Origin of the sequence: Pseudomonas syringae group sp. 247E2, assembly GCF_032587795.1 — a bacterium.
GTDB lineage: Bacteria > Pseudomonadota > Gammaproteobacteria > Pseudomonadales > Pseudomonadaceae > Aquipseudomonas > Aquipseudomonas amygdali.
Genome location: NZ_JAWHPK010000010.1, coordinates 210207 through 224915 on the forward strand (window position 1 = coordinate 210207; position 14709 = coordinate 224915).

General features: G+C 58.6%; 16 protein-coding genes. 12 read left to right on the forward strand and 4 right to left on the reverse strand.

Features of this window, described 5'->3' with window-relative positions; translation table 11 throughout:
• Positions 1–434 precede the first annotated feature (434 nt).
• The 8 genes from RYC18_RS12775 (at position 435) to RYC18_RS12810 (ending at position 8527) form a co-directional block, all read left to right on the forward strand.
• A complete protein-coding gene (locus tag RYC18_RS12775) occupies positions 435–1703 on the forward strand; it encodes an OprD family porin (protein ID WP_054098882.1) in 1269 nt (422 codons plus the stop codon).
• A 191-nt stretch (positions 1704–1894) separates the two neighbouring features.
• Entirely contained in the window at positions 1895–2722 is an 828-nt protein-coding gene (locus RYC18_RS12780) for an NAD(P)-dependent oxidoreductase (protein ID WP_316886197.1), read from the forward strand.
• 56 nt (positions 2723–2778) lie between these two features.
• Entirely contained in the window at positions 2779–3663 is an 885-nt protein-coding gene (locus tag RYC18_RS12785; RefSeq protein WP_316886198.1) for a glucurono-1,5-lactonase, read from the forward strand.
• Between the two features lie 56 nt (positions 3664–3719).
• Complete coding sequence (locus RYC18_RS12790; RefSeq protein ID WP_005746511.1) at positions 3720–4745, forward strand: TRAP transporter substrate-binding protein; 1026 nt, start codon at positions 3720–3722, stop codon at positions 4743–4745.
• Between the two features lie 62 nt (positions 4746–4807).
• On the forward strand, positions 4808–5335 hold the full coding sequence (locus tag RYC18_RS12795; protein ID WP_004655425.1) for a TRAP transporter small permease: 528 nt from the start codon (positions 4808–4810) through the stop codon (positions 5333–5335).
• The gene (locus RYC18_RS12800; RefSeq protein WP_005746510.1) at positions 5336–6616 is read left to right on the forward strand and encodes a TRAP transporter large permease; all 1281 of its coding nucleotides are present in this window, start codon (positions 5336–5338) and stop codon (positions 6614–6616) included.
• An 83-nt stretch (positions 6617–6699) separates the two neighbouring features.
• Positions 6700–7683 (forward strand): EamA family transporter, encoded by a 984-nt coding sequence (locus tag RYC18_RS12805; protein WP_005733974.1) that lies wholly within the window; start codon positions 6700–6702, stop codon positions 7681–7683.
• Positions 7658–8527 (forward strand): aldose 1-epimerase, encoded by an 870-nt coding sequence (locus tag RYC18_RS12810; RefSeq protein ID WP_010192706.1) that lies wholly within the window; start codon positions 7658–7660, stop codon positions 8525–8527. Before RYC18_RS12805 ends, RYC18_RS12810 begins: the two co-directional genes overlap by 26 nt.
• Before the next feature lie 33 nt (positions 8528–8560).
• Here RYC18_RS12810 and RYC18_RS12815 read toward each other — a convergent pair whose 3' ends face one another.
• Complete coding sequence (locus tag RYC18_RS12815) at positions 8561–9130, reverse strand: hypothetical protein (protein ID WP_162181468.1); 570 nt, start codon at positions 9128–9130, stop codon at positions 8561–8563.
• A gap of 334 nt (positions 9131–9464) precedes the next feature.
• Here RYC18_RS12815 and RYC18_RS12820 point away from each other — a divergent pair, with 334 nt between their 5' ends.
• Entirely contained in the window at positions 9465–9977 is a 513-nt protein-coding gene (locus tag RYC18_RS12820) for a sigma-70 family RNA polymerase sigma factor (protein WP_004642487.1), read from the forward strand.
• Entirely contained in the window at positions 9977–10639 is a 663-nt protein-coding gene (locus RYC18_RS12825; protein ID WP_005733971.1) for a ChrR family anti-sigma-E factor, read from the forward strand. The genes RYC18_RS12820 and RYC18_RS12825 overlap by 1 nt, the downstream gene beginning before the upstream one ends.
• 21 nt (positions 10640–10660) lie before the next feature.
• Here RYC18_RS12825 and aroA read toward each other — a convergent pair whose 3' ends face one another.
• The 3 genes from aroA to RYC18_RS12840 all read right to left on the reverse strand — a co-directional run bounded on the left by aroA (position 10661) and on the right by RYC18_RS12840 (position 13504).
• Positions 10661–11917: a 3-phosphoshikimate 1-carboxyvinyltransferase gene (gene aroA / locus RYC18_RS12830; protein WP_005746506.1), complete on the reverse strand. Its 1257-nt coding sequence runs from the start codon at positions 11915–11917 to the stop codon at positions 10661–10663.
• 96 nt (positions 11918–12013) lie between these two features.
• Positions 12014–12496 carry a PAS domain-containing protein gene (locus tag RYC18_RS12835; RefSeq protein ID WP_002556144.1) on the reverse strand — a complete coding sequence of 161 codons (483 nt, stop codon included), beginning with the start codon at positions 12494–12496 and terminating at the stop codon, positions 12014–12016.
• A 3-nt stretch (positions 12497–12499) separates the two neighbouring features.
• Complete coding sequence (locus tag RYC18_RS12840; RefSeq protein ID WP_057404075.1) at positions 12500–13504, reverse strand: response regulator; 1005 nt, start codon at positions 13502–13504, stop codon at positions 12500–12502.
• A 267-nt stretch (positions 13505–13771) separates the two neighbouring features.
• Between RYC18_RS12840 and RYC18_RS12845 the strand changes: the two genes are divergently transcribed.
• Positions 13772–14221, forward strand: a complete 450-nt coding sequence (locus RYC18_RS12845; RefSeq protein WP_004663867.1) for a DUF2384 domain-containing protein — start codon at positions 13772–13774, stop codon at positions 14219–14221.
• Positions 14218–14679, forward strand: a complete 462-nt coding sequence (locus RYC18_RS12850) for an RES family NAD+ phosphorylase (protein WP_005746504.1) — start codon at positions 14218–14220, stop codon at positions 14677–14679. The genes RYC18_RS12845 and RYC18_RS12850 overlap by 4 nt, the downstream gene beginning before the upstream one ends.
• The last annotated feature ends 30 nt before the right edge of the window (positions 14680–14709 follow it).

Below are 14709 nucleotides of genomic sequence, written 5' to 3' on the forward strand. Positions count from 1 at the left end.
AGGTGGACTGCCCGGTTGCACACAGCGTTCAGTCCAAATCATTCACTGCCTTACGAGGGGTTAAAAATCAGGTGAATCGGTAAACCTCGACTAACAGCGCGTTGACAAACCGAGGCCGCGCTGCAAATATCACCGCGGTTGTACGACAACCTATAACGCCAAAAATAAAAACAAGACTGGGCCAACCATGAAAACTCTCGTCTGTACGTCTGCTCCACCGATTATCGAAGCCTCATCTGTTCCGACAGTTTCGCAGCACCCGACATCCTTTCAGATTCATAACATTCGCTGATACATGGCGAACGGTACTCGGCCGTCTGTCGGTCGAGGCCATGCCTGGCAACAGGCATCACGTAATCCTCAAAGGTGTCGGCTGCTGCTTGCGCGCGGCCAGAAAAGAGGACGGTTTCGATAAACAAGGGAGCAAAACAATAATGACATCTCACACTTCCCGCTCACGCATCCTGCTGGGTATTGGCGGCATGACACTGATTTTCCCGATGCTCGGCATGGCAGAGGGTTTCGTCGACGATACCAAAGCCACACTTACGCTGCGTAATGCGTACTTCAACCGCAACTTCACCAACCCGGCCTTTCCCAACAGCGCAGCTCCGCAGAGCAAAGCCGAGGAATGGACACAAAGCTTTATTCTCGACGCCAAGTCGGGCTTCACCCAGGGTGTGGTCGGTTTCGGGGTTGACGTGCTGGGCCTGTATTCGCTCAAGCTCGATGGTGGCAAAGGCACAGGGGGCACTCAGTTGCTGCCGATCCACAGCGACGGTCGCCCGGCCGATGATTTCGGCCGTCTCGGCGTTGCAGGCAAGGCGCGGGTTTCCAAAACCGAACTGAAAGTCGGTGAATGGATGCCGGTGCTGCCGATTCTGCGCTCCGATGACGGTCGTTCGTTGCCGCAGACCTTCCGCGGTGGCCAGGTGACGTCCAAGGAAATCGACGGCCTGACGCTGTATGGCGGGCAATTCCGCGGCAATAGCCCGCGCAACGATGCAAGCATGGAAGACATGTCGATGAACGGCCGAGGCGCGTTCACGTCCGATCGCTTCAACTTCGGCGGCGGCGAGTATGTCTTCAACGACAAGCGTACCCAGGTAGGTGTCTGGTACTCGGAGCTGCAGGACATCTACCAGCAGCAGTTTTTCAACCTGCTGCACAGCCAGCCGGTCGGCGACTGGACCCTGGGGGCCAACCTGGGTTACTTCATCGGCAAGGAAGATGGAAACAAACTGGCCGGCGATCTCGACAACAAGACCGCTTACGCATTGCTCTCGGCGCGCTATGGCGGCAGCACGTTCTATGTCGGCCTGCAAAAGCTCACCGGCGATACGGCGTGGATGCGCGTCAACGGCACCAGCGGCGGCACGCTGGCCAACGACAGTTACAACTCCAGTTACGACAACGCCAAGGAGAAGTCCTGGCAGTTACGCCATGACTATAACTTCGCAGTGCTCGGCGTACCCGGCCTGACCCTGATGAACCGCTATATCAGCGGCGACAATGTGCATACCGGCAACATCACCGACGGCAAGGAATGGGGACGAGAATCTGAACTGGCGTATACCGTACAAAGCGGTGCGCTCAAGAACCTGAACGTCAAATGGCGCAACTCCAGCCTGCGTCGCGACTTCAGCACCAACGAGTTCGACGAGAACCGCGTGTTCATCAGCTACCCTATTTCGCTGCTGTAAAACCTGTGGCAAAGCCTGCCTGAAAGCCCATCTACAGGAGCAGGTTTTGCCTTGTTACAAATGTGTCTGCACAGGCGGGCACACAGGTCGTTTTTATACTTTGGCCGCGTTGACAATCAGCGTATGCGGTGCCGATAATTCGGCAAGTCATACGACAACAGATGACAAAAATAACAATCGGGACTTTTCTCATGGCATCGGCTCATACCACTCAAATTCCCTTCAATCGCCTCCTGCTGACCGGCGCGGCAGGTGGCCTGGGCAAGGTATTGCGCGAAACACTGCGCCCCTACGCAAACGTGCTACGCCTGTCCGACATTGCCGAGATGGCACCGGCGGTAGATGACAGTGAAGAAGTTCAGGTCTGCGATCTGGCTGACAAGGACGCCGTATACCGCCTGATCGAAGGTGTGGACGCGATAGTGCACTTCGGCGGTGTGTCAGTCGAACGGCCGTTCGAGGAAATCCTCGGTGCCAACATCTGCGGTGTGTTCCACATCTATGAAGCGGCCCGTCGTCATGGCGTGAAACGTGTGATCTTCGCCAGTTCCAACCACGTGATCGGTTTCTACAAGCAGACCGAAACCATCGACGCGCACTCCCCGCGCCGCCCGGACAGCTACTACGGTCTGTCCAAGTCCTACGGCGAAGACATGGCCAGCTTCTACTTCGATCGTTACGGCATCCAAACCGTCAGCATCCGCATCGGCTCGTCGTTCCCTGAACCGCAGAACCGTCGAATGATGAGCACCTGGCTGAGCTTTGGCGACCTGACCCAGTTGATCGAGCGCTCCCTGTACACGCCAGACGTCGGTCATACCGTGGTCTACGGTGTTTCGGACAACAAGACCGTATGGTGGGACAACCGCTTCGCCAGCAAACTGGACTACACCCCCAAAGACAGCTCGGAAATTTTCCGCGCCAAGGTTGAAGCCCAACCGGAGCCTGCGGCTGACGACCCGGCGATGGTTTATCAGGGCGGTGCGTTTGTGGCCTCCGGCCCCTTCGGCGATCAATAAACAGCCCCTTCCGACTACAGAACTCTGGTTGCAGAACGTTGGAGATACGACCTGTCATGGATGCCGAACTGATTGTAGATGCACAAAACGCCACTGGCGAAAGCCCGGTCTGGAGTGCACATGACCAAGCGTTGTACTGGGTGGATATTCCAAAGGGCACCTTACTGCGCTGGAGCCTCGCCGATGGCAGCGTACGCAGCTGGAAAGCGCCGCAGATGCTGGCCTGCATCGCAGCCGACAGCCGCGGCGGCTGGATTGCGGGGATGGAAGACGGCATTTATCATCTGCAGCCCTGCGAAGACGGCAGCCTGATCAGTACTCTTCTGGCAAGCGTCGAACATGCACAGACAGGCATGCGCTTCAACGATGGCCGATGCGACCGGCAAGGACGCTTCTGGGCCGGCACCATGCTGATGGACATGGCAGCAGGCGCAGTGGTAGGTGCGATGTATCGCTACAGCGCCGGGCAGAAGACACTCGATGCACATTTGAAGGACTTCATTGTCCCCAACGGCCTGGCGTTCAGCCCGGACGGCAAGACCATGTACCTGTCCGACTCGCATCCCAGCGTGCAGAAGATCTGGGCTTTCGATTACGACACCGATAGCGGCACGCCGCACAACCGTCGCCTGTTCGTGGACATGAACCACCACCTGGGCCGCCCTGACGGTGCAGCAATCGACACCGATGGCTGCTACTGGATTTGCGGCAATGACGCGGGCCTGATCCACCGTTTTACACCCAACGGCAAACTCGACCGCTCGCTGGTCGTGCCGGTTAAAAAACCGGCCATGTGCGCTTTTGGCGGCCCCAATCTCGATACCTTGTTCGTAACGTCCATTCGCCCGGGTGGCGATATCAGCGACCAGCCATTCGCCGGTGGTCTGTTCGCTTTGCGCCCTGGTGTCAAAGGCCTGAAGGAACCCGAGTTTCAGGGCTGACAGTGCCCAACGAAAATCCCATAGCTCGACCAAAAATAACAAAATCGGAGATATCCATGGATTTCAAACGCAAGCTTCTCATCGCTGCACTTCCGTTGGCCTTCTGCGTGTCAGGCATGGCTCAGGCAGAAGTCAAAATCAAGTTCGCCGAGGTTCACCCCGCAGGCTACGCGCCGGTCGTGGCGGAACAGAACATGGGCAAGAAACTCGAAGAGCAATCCAAGGGCGAGATTACCTTCAAGATGTACGCTGGCGGCGTGCTCGGCTCCGAGAAGGAAGTCGTTGAACAGGTCCAGAGTGGTGCCGTGCAGATGACCCGTGTCAGCCTGGGCATCGTCGGCCCGGTCGTGCCGGACGTCAACGTCTTCAACCTGCCGTTCGTGTTCCGTGATCAAGCGCACATGCGCACGATTATCGACGGCGAGATCGGCCAGGAAATTCTCGACAAGATCACCAACTCGCAATTCAACATGGTCGCACTGGCCTGGATGGATGGCGGCACCCGCAACCTGTACACGAAGAAACCGGTACGCCAGATTTCCGACCTCAAAGGCATGAAGATCCGTGTTCAGGGCAACCCGGTATTCATCGAAACCATCAACGACATGGGCGGTAACGGTATCGCCATGGCCACTGGCGAAATCTTCAGCGCCCTGCAAACCGGCGTAATCGATGGCGCGGAAAACAACCCGCCGACCTATTTCCAGCACAACCACTACCAGAACGCGAAGTTCTTCACGATTACCGAGCACTTGATTCTGCCCGAGCCCATCGTGATGGCGAAAGCTACCTGGGAGAAGCTCAAGCCGGAACAACAGGCGCTGGTGAAAAAGCTCGCGCGTGAAGCTCAGATGGAAGAGCGCGCGCTGTGGGACAAGTCTTCGGCCGACGCAGAAACCAAACTCAAGGCAGCAGGCGTGGAGTTCATCACCCTGACGCCGGAGCAGAAGAAAGCCTTCTACGACGCCACCCAGCCGGTGCGTGACAAATTCGGTGCGCCTTACAAGGATTTGATCAGCCGCATCGAAGCGGTCCAGACCAATCCGGCACTGGCTGCACCCGGCACCCAAGCGGCCCAATAAGCCTGTCCGATTATGCTGCGCGAATGAGTGAAAGCTCGTTCGCCGCCGCAGTGGTGAGCCCAATGAAAAATACGCTATTGCGCATCAACGACACGATTTATCGGGTCTGCATCGGCATTGCCGGTCTGTCGGTGCTGATCATGACCCTGATCATCCCTTGGGGCATCTTTGCCCGTTACATACTCGGCAGCGGCTCCAGCTGGCCGGAACCCACGGCCATTTTGCTGATGGTGGTATTTACCTTCTTCGGCGCTGCCGCCAGTTACCGCGCCGGTGCACATATGGCCGTTTCGATGGCCGTGGACCGTATGCCGCAACAGGTGCGTCGCAGCGCCTCGGTGGTCGTGCAGATCCTGATGGCAATCGTGGCCCTGTTCATGATCTTCAAGGGCTTCAAGCTGTGCGCTACCACGTGGAATCAGTTTGTCGGCGAGCTACCGTTTCTGAGGGTCGGCATCACTTACCTGCCAATCCCCATCGGCGGCATCGTAACCCTGATTTTCGTATTGGAAAGACTGTTTCTGGGCGACCAGAGTCATCGCGCGGTGATGCGCTTCGATGTCATTGAAGAAAGCGAAGGTGCCGCATAAATGGACGCTTTTATACTGCTGGGCAGCTTCATCGCATTGATCCTCATCGGCATGCCTGTCGCCTATGCGCTGGGGCTTTCGGCCCTGATAGGCGCTTGGTGGATCGATATTCCGGCCGATGCGCTGATGATTCAGATTGCAGGCGGCGTGAACAAGTTTTCGCTGCTGGCGATTCCATTCTTCGTGCTGGCCGGGGCAATCATGGCCGAAGGCGGCATGTCACGACGGCTGGTCGCCTTTGCTGCTGTGCTGGTGGGTTTCGTGCGCGGTGGGCTGTCGCTGGTCAACATTGTGGCATCCACTTTCTTCGGCGCGATTTCGGGTTCCTCGGTGGCCGATACCGCTTCGGTAGGCTCAGTGCTGATCCCGGAAATGGAACGCAACGGCTATCCTCGGGACTTCTCGACGGCAGTGACCGTCAGCGGCTCGGTTCAGGCCTTGCTGACGCCACCCAGCCATAACTCGGTGCTCTATTCGCTGGCGGCAGGCGGTACGGTATCGATTGCTTCGCTGTTCATGGCCGGGATCATGCCGGGTCTGTTGCTCAGCGCAGTGATGATGGGCCTGTGCATGATTTTCGCGCGCAAGCGCAATTACCCCAAGGGTGAAGTGATTCCGCTGCGCAAGGCGCTGAAAATTGCCGGTGAAGCGCTCTGGGGCATGATGGCCATGGTCATCATTCTCGGCGGCATTCTGTCGGGTATTTTCACCGCCACCGAGTCGGCCGCCATTGCCGTGCTCTGGGCGTTCTTCGTCACCATGTTCATCTATCGCGACTACAAGTGGCGCGATCTGCCCAAGCTGATGCACCGGGCCGCACGGACCATTTCCATCGTGATGATCCTCATCGGTTTTGCCGCCAGCTTCGGGTACATCCTGACGCTGATGGAAATCCCGATGAAGATCACCACGGCGTTCCTGACCCTTTCGGACAACCGCTACGTGATCCTGATGTGCATCAACGTCATGTTGCTGCTGCTGGGCACTGTGATGGACATGGCCCCGCTGATTCTGATCCTGACTCCGATCCTGTTGCCGGTCATCGTCGGTGTCGGCGTTGACCCAGTGCATTTCGGCATGATCATGCTGGTCAATCTGGGGATCGGGCTCATAACACCGCCGGTGGGTGCGGTGCTGTTCGTCGGTGCCGCGGTGGGCAAAGTCACTATCGAAGCCACCGTGAAAGCTTTGCTGCCGTTCTACGTCGCGCTGTTTTTGGTGTTGATGCTGGTCACCTACATTCCCGCCATCTCGTTGTGGCTGCCGAGCGTCGTGCTTTAACGTCATCAGTTGCAACGCTACCGGAGCGCTTGAAACCGCTCCGGTATGCACCTCTGTTGTCCAGCCAAGGAGGCTGGTTGCGTATGTCTGCCCCTGCCCTGTTCCCCCGCCACATTGCCGTGCTGATCCTGGCATTGCTGGCCTGTTCGTTTGCCGGCAACCACATTGCGGCACGCATCGCTTTCGATCATGACACCGGCTTGCTGCTGGCCATTCTCTGCCGCTCCGGCGTCACCCTGCTGGTGCTGGTCAGTCTGGTGCTCTGGCAACGTGAAAAGCTCAGTCTTCCTGCCAGCACCTGGCGCTGGCAATTGCTTCTGGGCTTGCTGATCGCGACTCAGAGTTTTTGCATTTATTCGGCGGTAGCACGTATTCCGGTGGCTCTGGCATTGCTGGTGGTCAACGTCTCGCCGATTCTGCTGGCGCTGTTGACCTGGGCACTGGGCGGCGCAAGGCCCACACGACGTGCCGCAGGCCTGATGGCGTTGATTCTGTTCGGCCTGACGCTGGCGCTGGATGTGCCGCAGCGGCTGTCAAACCCTGGCAGCAGCGAACCGCAGTGGCTGGAAGGTATCGCCTATGCGTTTACCGCAGCGGTGGTGTTCGCCTTTGCGCTATGGATCACCGACAACAAACTGGCCAGCATGCGCGGCACTGTGCGCAGTATGCTGACCATGGTCGTGGTGTTCGCGGCGGCTGCGCTGGCCGGTGCCAGTGGCCTGTTGCCCGGTGGCGTGGATCTGCCGTCAAGCCGCATCGGCTGGACTGCGCTGGCCAGTCTGGTGGTGCTCTACGGGTTGGGCTTTTCGCTGCTGTTCATCTGCATGGCGCGGCTGGACATCGCCCGCAATGCGCCGGTGATGAACATCGAGCCGGTGGCGAGCCTGCTGTTCGGCTGGCTGATTCTTGATCAGTTACTCAGCAGCGGCCAGGTCATCGGCGGGCTGATCGTCGTCAGCGGTATCGTCCTGCTGACCTGGCGGCGCGCCACGCCATCTGCCTCTCAACCATCCAGCCCATCATCCAAGAAGGTTTTGCATCATGCCCGCGAACGTACTGACCCTTGAAGATGGCCTGACCCGCCTCACTCTGGCTCCCGACATCGGTGGCAGTATCGTCAACTGGACCGTATTGGCCAGCGGGCACCCCCTGCTGCGCCCGAGCGACGAACTGGCACTGGCTGCCGGTACACCTCGCCGACTGGCCTGCTACCCGCTGGCACCCTGGTCTAACCGGATAGGCAACGGCGGTTTCGACACGCCGGATGGCTGGCTCGCACTGGCCGCCAACAGCGCCAACGACCCATTGCCGATTCATGGCAGCGCCTGGCAACAGGTCTGGAGTGTTATCGAGCAGACCGCAGAGCAGGTCTGCCTGCAACTCGACAGCCAGACGCCGTTCGCCTACCGCGCGCAACTGCGCTACACCCTGCAAGACGGCAAGCTGAGCATCGAACTGACCACCACCCACCTGGAAAGTCGTGCCGCCTGGCACGGGCTGGGCTTGCACCCTTACCTGCCGCGCACGCCCCACACACGCTTGCAGGCCAAGGCTGCGCAGGTATGGATGTGCGACGACGCTGGCTTGCCTGCCGAGTTGCAGGACTTACCCGCCGAGTGGGACTTCCGGCACAGCAATACGCTGCCTGAAGCACGACTGGACAACGGTTTCACCGGCTGGGACGGCCACAGCATCATCAGCCAGCCGGACCTGGGCTATGAACTGCACTGTCAGGCCACTGGCAGCGACTACTTTCTGGTGTTCTGCCCACCGGGGTTGGGTTTCTTCTGCTTCGAGCCGGTCAGCCACCCGGTGAATGCCCATCATTTGCCTGGGCATCCTGGTTTGAAGCTGTTGCGGCAAGGCGAGTCGATGGAGTTGAGGGTCAGTCTGCACTACAAGCCCTTGTAGCAGGCTTTATGCGTGCATGCTCCATGCCTTTCGTTACGGGGTAATCAACAGTGTTGAAAGACCGCTGACGAGGGTAACGCCGGTGTCGGTGTCGCAGCTGTTGTCCAACGTTGACTGAAGATTGCCAAGTAAAAATGTACTTGTCGCATTGGCGCCTTTATAACGGCCATCCACAATTGTCCCGACACCAACAATGGTCGTGTTCAAAGTACCAATATTATTGATCGTCGCGTTGAATTTGTAAGTGCTGGTGACTCCATCGCTCCAGCTAATGACCCATGTTCTGCTGGACGTTGGTAGCAGTAACGACTTGCAGGAAAACGTAGACTGGAAGCTTTCGCTGGACGAAGCGCTGGTAACCAAAGGGAATGAGAGCGAAACACACGGGTTCCAACTGCTCGTCGTCGATACAACAATCGTCTTACTGGTGTTGGTCAATCCTGGCGACCAGTTTGTAGTATGGGTTCCTGTACAGGTAACCAGATTTACAGCCTCAGCCTGAGCTCGCCAAGGTGCAAAAAGAAGCCCCATACAAATGATAACCAGCAGTACACACGCCAGCTTGGCCAGCGTAGATGAAGCACGTGCAACGTGAGTGTCCATAATGGTCTCCCTGACCTTGATAGCATCCAGATCACAGGTTAAGCAGCCAGCTGCTCATAGCGCTACTGGCAGAAATGACAGCGACTGTCTGCATGACTGGCCCGTGGTCATTGTCATGGCAGCACCTGTAAAATTCCTCCACGCCGCTCGTCATATCCTGTGATCCACTCCCCATCCCGTTGCGTAACACCTCTGCATTGCGAACCAAAACCAGACAATGGTGATCAGAAGGTGGATCATGCGCACTACTGCCAGTCTCAGGACCTTCTGTCACTTGTCCCCCCCTCACAGCGAATCGACAATAACCCGACTTTGGATTGATGAAGTCGCCGCCGTGGCCCGCCAGAGGGACCGCGAAAGCTTCATGCGCATCTACGATCACTTCGCGCCGCGCCTGTTACGTTATCTGACCGGGCTGAATGTGCCTGAGGGGCAAGCCGAAGAATTGGTGCAGGAAGTGCTGCTCAAGCTGTGGCACAAGGCCGATTCCTTCGACCCGACCAAGGCCAGCCTGGGGACATGGCTGTTTCGCATCGCCCGCAACCTGTACATCGACAGCGTGCGCAAGGACCGCGGCTGGGTGCAGGTGCAGAATTCGCTGGAACAACTCGAGCGCCTGGAGGCCCCGGTAGATCGAACGCTCGATTACAGCCAGCGCCAGGAGCAACAACTGAACATTGCCATTCAGAACCTGCCCACCGATCAGGCCCGGGTATTGCGAATGTCTTATTTTGAAGCGCTCAGCCATCGGGAAATTTCCGAACGCCTTGGTATGCCACTGGGCACGGTGAAATCGTGCCTGCGCCTGGCGTTTCAAAAATTGCGTTCGCGGATAGAGGAATCATGATGAGCCCACGACATCATCCGGATGACGCGACGCTGGTCAGCTATGCAGCAGGGGCGCTGTCGCAGGTCCTTGCGGTGGTGACTGCGGCGCACCTTGAACGCTGTGCCGAGTGCCGTGCGCGACTCAGGCAAGCCGAAGAGATTGGCGGTGTATTGATGCAGCAGCACACCAGCAGCGTGGTGCCGCTCAAGGGCAGGTCAGCAATGCTGGCGCGCCTCGATGAACGGCAAACGGGCGCTGAGCCGGCAATGTATTCGACGCCGGCAGCCAATCAGGACCCGGACTTGCTGCCTGTCTGCATGCACGCGCATTTCGGTCGGCAACTGAGCACACTGAAGTGGAAGACACTGGTTCCTGGCGTGCAACGAGTACGTGCGCAAGGTATTGAACAAGGCAACCTGATGCTGCTGAAAATCGCCCCCGGCGTCAGCATGCCGGTGCACAGCCATGAAAGCGGCGAGATGACTATGGTGCTCAAGGGCGCGTATCACGACATACAGGGAGCGTTCGCGCTCAATGATGTGGCCGATCTGGACAGCCACATCCAGCACCAGCCCATCGCTTACCCTGACCGGGAATGCATCTGCGTACTGGCGACAGAATCAAGGCTGCGCTTTCACGGGCTGCTGGCGCGGATGATGCAGCCGTTCTTCGGGATCTGAAAAACGGCTCCATAGCTGCTCTCAGCGCTGAACACGCACCCCCAGCGAAGCCAGTGCATCCCAGTAACCCGGGTAGGTCTTGCCGACGCAATCGGGGTCGAGAATGCGAATACCGGCAATCTTCAAGCCTGCCAGCGCAAAACACATGGCGATGCGATGGTCGGAGTGGGTGTCAATCAATGCGTCTACCGTGGTGCCTGCCAGCGCCGGGTTGGCGTGCACCAGCAGATCGTCGCCCTCCTCTACAGCAAGGCCCGGCGCGATGGCACACAGGCCGTGGGACAGTGCTGAAATACGGTCACATTCCTTGACCCGCAGGTTGGCGATGCCGACAAAGCGCACTGGCTGACGGTTGAAGGCGGCGAGTACCGCCAGCGTCGGAATCGCGTCCTGCATTTGCGAACCGTCGATCACGGCAGGCATGTTCGGGAAGCTTGCGATGATCTGACTGGCCAGGGCATCAGGCTGAGTGAATGCGTCGCTGGCCACGCCGAGGTCGATATCGCCCTCGGTCAATGCTTGGGCGGCCCACAGGTAGGTGGCCGCCGATGCATCCGGTTCGATATGGAAGTCCGTAGCGCGATAACCAGTGGCCGAGACTTTCCAGGCGGTTTCGCCGATGGCCTGAACCTCGGCGCCGAAGGCCTGCATGGCCGCCAGGGTCAGGTCGACGTAACCACGTGCGCCAATCTCGCTGCCGGTCAAGGCGACTTCGACCGGGCCCTTGCCGCAGGCTCCGGCCATCAGCAACGCTGACACGTACTGGCTGGACAGGTTGCCATCGATTTCAATACGTCCGGCTTCCAGACCGCCTTTGCCCTTGATCGCCACCGGCGGGCAGCCACTGGGCGCACTGACCTCCACACCCATGCGCTGCAAGGCATCGACCAGCGGGCCGATCGGGCGCTTGCGCATGTACTCGTCGCCATCGACCACAAAGTCGCCTTCGAAGTTGGCCAGTGCAGCGGTCAGAAAGCGCGTTGCGGTTCCGGCGTTACCGAGAAACAGTGCCTGCTGCGGTGCCTGCCAGTGGCCGCTGCTGGTGACCACGAAGGTGCTGTCATCCGGCTCGTCGACCTGCACGCCCATCAGACGCAGTGCTTCGGACATCACGCGGGTGTCGTCACTCTTCAGCGCGCCGGTCAGGCGGCTGGTGCCTTTGGCCAGCCCGGCCAGCAACAATGCGCGGTTGGTGATCGACTTGGAGCCCGGCGGGCTGACGCGCCCGACCAGCGGGCGCTCGACAGGCAAAACAGTGAGGGTGGCTTGAGGTCGCATGATGTCCCTGAGCGTCAGCGGAAAAATCGCGATCCTAGCACGAGCGGGATCAAGCCCGCAGTGCGGTTTTGCTGCCCCAACGAGCCAGACAGCCGTTTACTTTTGTTCAGCACCCGACAGTTGCTGCAGCTTGTCATTGGCTGCCTGCAATTGATTGCGGTTGGCTGCCACGTCGGTGACGTCATAGATCACCAGGCACACATGGCTGATCGCCCCGGTGGTTGAACGCAGCGGAAACAGCGTGGTGTTCTGGTACATGAACTCTTCGTGCCCGGTAATCGGCTGGTAATTCTTGAAGCGCACCAGATACGGCCGCTGTTCCCAGATGGTGAATGCCGGTGTGCCAAGGGTCACGACGTTATCGATTTTCTTGCTCAGCCATTGGCGGTTGACCTCCGGAAACAACTCGAAGAAGGTCTTGTCGATGGCCACATAAGGCACCACGCCAGAGCGGTTTTCCATGAAAGTATTCCAGACCGTCACCCGATAGTTCAGGTCCAGCACCACAATGCCTACGTCAATGTTCTGCGTGACGGCCAGCAACCAATGAAGCTCGTTGATTTCGATAGCGTTGCTCATGGGTCAGCTCATCATGTAGGCGAGTTTTTTGGTAAGCAGCTCGACCGAATCTTCGGTGAACAGCATCAACAGATCGAAATGAATGTTGTGGCCTTCTACGCTGTAACTGATTTCAACCGCCAGGGTCTTTTTCCAGCGTTGCTGATTGATGCGGATAAGCTCGTCGATGCCACCCTGCGCGCCCAGCAACTGTGGATGGCCTTGCGAAAACGCGATGTCGATCTGCTCGGCAATACCGCTCAGGCAGGCACCGATCAGGATCGTGGACAGGTCCAGAAGCATCTCCATGTTGGAGCTGTCGGAGTTATCGTCGCCCATCAGTTTCGACATGCCGGATATTTCCGAGTCATGGAAAATCAGCAGCGCTTCACCTGCAATGCCGCCACCGATGTAGCCCTGACACACCGCCGTCAGACGCTGATCAGCATGGGCATCGGCCAACGCCATGTGCAATTCGCCGACTTCGAGCATGTTGACGTTGGGCACCGGCAACTGCACGAACACGCCCAGCACCTTGGCCAGCAACGCCGCAGCACGGCCCATGGCAACGTTGATGGTTTCGCGGAAGGCATCCTGAAAGCTGATCACCCCACCCTTATTGTTGAGGGCCGGCAGCGCAACGGGTGACGCGGCCGGCTTGCCCAGCAGGCCCAGGCGTTCCAGCGTGCTCTTGAGTTCGTCCGGGTCGGCAGGTTTTTTCAGAAACGCCAGCGCGCCCAGCTCCATGACCCGGCGCACCGCTTCGTCCTGCACGTCACCCGACACCACAATCACCTTGGCGTCGAGGTTTTCGGCACGAATTGCCGTCAAGGTCTGGTAACCGTCCATCACCGGCATGGTCAGGTCGAGCAGCACCACCTGGCCCTGGCCTTTACGGATGGCCTCAAGACCTTCCTGCCCCTGGGTAGCGAGCGTTACCGATACATCCCAATCAGCAGGCAGGGCGCGCAACAGCTGCTTTCGCGCCATGTTCGAGTCATCGCATATCAATAGTGCAAGCGTGGACATCGTGTGGTTCTCACTGCAAAAAAATCAGGCTGACAACGGCGGACAGCACGTATACGTTCGACAGCACTATCGAAATCGACTGACACTGAGCCTATAACGCTCGCTCAGCAACATTCAAACTAAACCTATAGCCTTAAGTCGGCGATGTTTGCAGTTTCTGTAATTTAAGTCGCTTTCTGTTGCTGCAAATCACTACCGCGACCACCCAAACCAGCCTATTATCAAGTGATAGATTTAATAGTAATCACTCGATAGACAGGTGTGTCCATGTCTCTGCCCATAAGCGACTACCATCCGGCCCTGCCCCGGCAGGACGATTTCTGGCAGCATCTGGGTATTCCGGCCCGTGGCACGCGCCTGTACTCGGCGCTGCACGACGGTTTGCCGTATGAAGTATTCGAGCGTCTGGCGCATTACACCGACCTGAACCGCTCGACCCTGGCCGAGCATCTGGGCATCGCTCCCGCCACCTTGCAGCGACGCCTCAAGGTGCGCCGCTTCAATGCCGAGGAAAGCGATCGTCTGTTCCGCCTGGCAGCGGTTTACAAAGCGGCGCTGGACCTGTTCGAAGACGATGCCGAAGCGACCCGTCTGTGGCTGGCCAACCCGGTCTATGGGCTGGGTAATCGCAGGCCGCTGGAAATGCTCGCTACCTCGGCCGAGGCGCAGGCAGTGCTCGACCTGATCGGTCGGCTGGAACACGGTGTCGTGGCGTGATTGCAGTCTATCGACTGGTAAAGCGCAAATGGCTGGCTCAGGCGTTCGACGGTGAAGGCGCCAAGCTCTATGGCGGACGCTGGAACAGCAAAGGCAACGCCTGTGTGTACTGCGCAGGCAGCGAATCGCTGGCGCTGCTGGAAGTGCTGGTGCACCTGGGCAACGCTGGCGTGGCCCGGCATTACGCGATGCTTGAGCTGCGGATTGGCGAAGAGCACATCCTCAATGCACGGCCGGACACCCTGCCTCCCGACTGGCGCGAAGAGCCCGCACCACCGGCAACAGCCTCGTTCGGCGACGACTGGCTTGCCTCGGGTCAGAGCCTGGCACTGGCCGTGCCCAGCGTGATCATCCCGCGTGAATCGAATTACCTGCTCAACGTCCAGCACCCGGAATTCCTGGCCGTTGTGGCAACTGCCAAGGAGCTGGAGTTTGTGGTTGATCCGCGTTTGAAATGAGATTGATACAGGGCAGCCAGTTGTTCGATA

Bases quoted from the DNA above. Each gene is read 5' to 3' on its own strand.
- RYC18_RS12800 (WP_005746510.1), top strand. From the start codon at position 5,336: ATGGACGCTTTTATACTGCTGGGCAGCTTCATCGCATTGATCCTCATC.
- RYC18_RS12810 (WP_010192706.1), top strand. From the start codon at position 7,658: ATGCCCGCGAACGTACTGACCCTTGAAGATGGCCTGACCCGCCTCACT.
- RYC18_RS12790 (WP_005746511.1), top strand. From the start codon at position 3,720: ATGGATTTCAAACGCAAGCTTCTCATCGCTGCACTTCCGTTGGCCTTC.
- RYC18_RS12845 (WP_004663867.1), top strand. From the start codon at position 13,772: ATGTCTCTGCCCATAAGCGACTACCATCCGGCCCTGCCCCGGCAGGAC.
- RYC18_RS12805 (WP_005733974.1), top strand. From the start codon at position 6,700: ATGTCTGCCCCTGCCCTGTTCCCCCGCCACATTGCCGTGCTGATCCTG.
- RYC18_RS12785 (WP_316886198.1), top strand. From the start codon at position 2,779: ATGGATGCCGAACTGATTGTAGATGCACAAAACGCCACTGGCGAAAGC.
- RYC18_RS12795 (WP_004655425.1), top strand. From the start codon at position 4,808: ATGAAAAATACGCTATTGCGCATCAACGACACGATTTATCGGGTCTGC.
- RYC18_RS12815 (WP_162181468.1), bottom strand. From the start codon at position 9,130: ATGGACACTCACGTTGCACGTGCTTCATCTACGCTGGCCAAGCTGGCG.
- RYC18_RS12780 (WP_316886197.1), top strand. From the start codon at position 1,895: ATGGCATCGGCTCATACCACTCAAATTCCCTTCAATCGCCTCCTGCTG.
- aroA (WP_005746506.1), bottom strand. From the start codon at position 11,917: ATGCGACCTCAAGCCACCCTCACTGTTTTGCCTGTCGAGCGCCCGCTG.
- RYC18_RS12840 (WP_057404075.1), bottom strand. From the start codon at position 13,504: ATGTCCACGCTTGCACTATTGATATGCGATGACTCGAACATGGCGCGA.
- RYC18_RS12835 (WP_002556144.1), bottom strand. From the start codon at position 12,496: ATGAGCAACGCTATCGAAATCAACGAGCTTCATTGGTTGCTGGCCGTC.
- RYC18_RS12775 (WP_054098882.1), top strand. From the start codon at position 435: ATGACATCTCACACTTCCCGCTCACGCATCCTGCTGGGTATTGGCGGC.
- RYC18_RS12825 (WP_005733971.1), top strand. From the start codon at position 9,977: ATGAGCCCACGACATCATCCGGATGACGCGACGCTGGTCAGCTATGCA.